The 3,184-nt window shown below is 66.5% G+C and carries 2 protein-coding genes and 1 pseudogene; 2 read left to right on the plus strand and 1 reads right to left on the minus strand.

The genetic code is table 11. The features are described from left to right. A partial coding sequence (locus H926_RS33975; protein WP_192816581.1) for an enoyl-CoA hydratase-related protein occupies positions 1-643 on the minus strand: 643 nt, incomplete at its 3' end. Between the two features lie 226 nt (positions 644-869). On the opposite strand from H926_RS33975, the gene H926_RS0124465 reads away from it, so the two are divergent. Next, complete coding sequence (locus tag H926_RS0124465) at positions 870-2,414, plus strand: acyl-CoA synthetase (RefSeq protein ID WP_022678578.1); 1,545 nt, start codon at positions 870-872, stop codon at positions 2,412-2,414. Positions 2,415-2,456: 42 nt separating this feature from the next. Then, positions 2,457-3,184: pseudogene (locus H926_RS31380) on the plus strand (cytochrome P450); the annotation flags it as partial.

Here is a 3,184-nt window from a genome sequence, read left to right on the forward strand (position 1 = left end):
CGACGGCTTCCTGCGGGGTAAGGTCGGCCGGCAAGTCGCGCGTGCGGCGCAGTGGGGCGCCGCTTGCCACCAGTTCGCGGGCATAGGCCACAGCCTCGGCGCGCATGTCCTGGCCTTCCAGCACGCGATCGATCAGGCCGATGCGCAGGGCCTGCGCCGCACCGACCGGTTTGCCGCCGACGATCAGGTCCAGCGCCTGGGCCACGCCGATCAGGCGCGGGGCGCGCTGCGTGCCGCCGGCGCCAGGCAACAGGCCCAGCGCCACTTCGGGCAGCCCGAGCTTGGCGGTGGGCACGGCGACGCGATAATGGCAGGCCAGCGCCAGTTCCAGCCCGCCACCCAGCGCCGTGCCATGGATCGCGGCAACGATCGGCTTGCTCGCGCCGTCAAACCGATCGAACATGTCATGCAGGCCAGGCGCGGCAAAGGGCTTGCCGAACTCGGTGATATCGGCCCCGGCAAAGAACGTGCGCCCCGCACACAGGATCACCACGGCGGTCACTGCCGGATCGGCCAGAGCCTTGCCCATGGTTTCGTGGATCGCCTGGCGCACCGCCTGGCCCAGCGCATTGACCGGGGGCGAATCGATGGCGAGCACGGCCACGCCGTCCTCGTGCGTCAGGGTGCAAAGCGGATTGGTCATCGATCGGAAAGCCTCTCACCATGGCGCCCGGAAACAGCCCCGGACTGCCTTGATGGCTGGCTTAAAAACTCCACATGACGAAGTCAATTGATCGATCAGTTAAGTTCAGTATTGCGCCCCTGGCCCGGTCATGGCTATGCTGCTGGCCAGACGATCGCCGGCCACGGCGCGCGTCCGCAACGGCGCTCCTGCAAGAAACCGCGCCGCCCGAAACGAGAGGTTGTCGATGCACCCCAGCGAGTTTGCCCGCGCCACGCCGGACAAGGCAGCCATCATCATGGCCGGCTCGGGCCAGACCATCACCTTCGCGCAGCTGGAAGCCCGTTCCAACCAGGGCGCGCATCTGTTGCGTGGCGCCGGGCTGCAACCGGGCGCGGTGGTGGCGATCATGCTGGAAAACGACGCGCGCTATCTCCAGATCACCTGTGCGGCCCATCGCGCCGGGCTTTATTTCGTGTGCCTGTCCACCCGCCTCGCCCCTGCCGAGATTGCCTATATCCTGCAGGACAGCGGTGCCCAGATGCTGATCGCCTCAGGCACGCTGGCACCGCTGCTGCAAACGCTGGGTGATGCCGCGCCGGCCTTGCGCTATACGCTTGGGCCGGCTGTTCCGGGCTGGCAGACTTGGGAAGACGCTACCGCCTCGCTGCCGATCACGCCGATTGCAGACGAGCGCGCCGGGATCGACATGCTCTATTCCTCGGGCACCACCGGCCGTCCCAAGGGCATCAAGCCGCCCCTGCCGAGCGATCCCGCGATCACCACGCCCTCTCCGCTGGGCACCATCTGCGCGCGGCTGGGGTTCGGGGTCGAGACGGTCTATCTCAATCCCGCGCCGCTCTATCATGCCGCGCCGCTGCGCTGGTGCCGCGAAGTACTGGCGCTGGGCGGCACGGTGGTAATCATGGAAAAGTTCGATCCCGAAGCGGCCCTGGCGCTGATCGCGCGCTATCGCGTCACGCACAGCCAGTGGGTGCCCACCCATTTTGTGCGCATGCTCAAGCTGCCGGACGAAGCACGCGCGCGCCACGATTGCTCGTCGCTGCGCCTCGCGATCCATGCCGCTGCGCCCTGCCCGGTGCCGGTCAAGCAGGCCATGATCGACTGGTGGGGCCCGATCCTGTTGGAATACTATTCCGGCACCGAAGCGATCGGCATGACACTGATCACCGCGCCCGAATGGCTGGCCCATCCCGGTTCGGTGGGACGCGCGATGATCGGCACGCTGCACATCTGCGATGAGGACGACAACCCCCTGCCCCCGCGCCAGGAAGGGCTGGTGTGCTTTGCCGATGGCCCGGCCTTTTCCTATCACAACGACCCCGAAAAGACCGCCGCAGCCCACAATCGCCATGGCTGGGCCACGTTTGGCGACGTGGGCTGGCTTGACGAGCACGGCTATCTCTATCTCACCGATCGCAAGAGCTTCATGATCATCTCTGGCGGGGTCAACATCTATCCGCAGGAAATCGAGAACGCCCTGGTGGTCCACCCGCGCATCGCCGATGCTGCCGTGGTTGGCGCGCCCGATGCGGAAATGGGCGAATGCGTGGTCGCGGTGATCCAGCCCATGGACATGGCCGATGCCACCCCGGCTTTTGCCCGCGCGCTGATCGACTGGCTGCGGCCACAGCTTTCCGGGGTCAAGATCCCGCGCCGCGTGGAATTCATGGCCGAACTGCCGCGCCATCCCACCGGCAAGCTCTACAAGCGCCTGCTACACGATCGCTATCGCCAGCCTGACGCCGCACTGCCGGCGCTGCTGGCATAGCGCCTGCCAATTTGACCAGACACAAGACCGGAGAGTGCCAAGATGAGCGGGTTTGTCGTCAACCAGATCGCCGATCCCACGCTGTATGGAGACCCACAGCGGCTTCACCAGTTCTATGACTGGCTGCGCCGCGAACATCCGGTCGCCTGGGCCGATCCTGAGGGCTTCCGCCCGTTCTGGGTGGTCTCGCGCCACGCCGATATCCGCGAACTGGAACGCCAGCCCGAAATCTTCAACGCCGGCCCGCGCATGACTCTGCTGCCGATCCCGGTGGAGCAGGCCAACGTGGCGATCTTCGGCGTCGAGTCCGGGGTTTTCCCACTCACCGCGATGGACGGCGCCCACCACCAGGCGATGCGCGCGCTGACCCAGGATTTCTTCCTGCCCAAGAACATCCGCAAGCTGGAAAGCGCCATCGCGCAGCATGCTGCCGCGTTTGTGGCGCGCATGGCGCAGGATGAAGGGCAATGCGACCTCGCCACCGATATCGCCTTCTGGTATCCGCTGCGCGTCGCCATGGCGATCCTGGGCATCGACGAACAAGACGAAGCGCGCATGCTGCGCCTCACCCACGAGTTGTTCGGCGCGTCCGATCCGGCAGTGCGCCGTCCCGGCCTTACCGAGGCCGAACATATCGTGGCGGTCAAGCAGGACTACATCGCCTTCTTCGACGCGATCACGCGCGATCGCCAGGCCAACCCGCGCGATGACGTGGCCACGCTGATCGCCACCGGCATGCCCGGCGGCGCCGAGATGAGCGCGGAAGAGCG

It is taken from the genome of Novosphingobium sp. B-7 (assembly GCF_000410615.1).
Taxonomy (GTDB): Bacteria; Pseudomonadota; Alphaproteobacteria; order Sphingomonadales; family Sphingomonadaceae; genus Novosphingobium; species Novosphingobium capsulatum.

Coding starts and splice junctions, on each gene's coding strand:
- H926_RS0124465 (WP_022678578.1), top strand. CDS start 870: ATGCACCCCAGCGAGTTTGCCCGCGCCACGCCGGACAAGGCAGCCATC.